Origin of the sequence: Secundilactobacillus silagincola (assembly GCF_002583405.1) — a bacterium.
Classification (GTDB): domain Bacteria; phylum Bacillota; class Bacilli; order Lactobacillales; family Lactobacillaceae; genus Secundilactobacillus; species Secundilactobacillus silagincola.
Map to the genome: position 1 here is coordinate 1 of NZ_BCMJ01000082.1, position 207 is coordinate 207.

Consider the following 207-nt stretch of genomic DNA (forward strand, 5'->3'; position numbering starts at 1 on the left):
AATATTAATGAGTCACAAACAATCATAAATTGAGAGTTTGATCCTGGCTCAGGACGAACGCTGGCGGCGTGCCTAATACATGCAAGTCGAACGCATCGCGCTGAATTGAAGTGCTTGCACTGATTTTCAGCATTGGATGAGTGGCGAACTGGTGAGTAACACGTGGGTAACCTGCCCGGAAGCAGGGGATAACACTTGGAAACAGGT

General features: G+C 47.8%; 1 rRNA gene. It reads left to right on the plus strand.

The annotated features are described in order from the left end of the window. Positions 1-25 precede the first annotated feature (25 nt). Positions 26-207, plus strand: a 16S ribosomal RNA gene (locus CES82_RS12320); the annotation flags it as partial.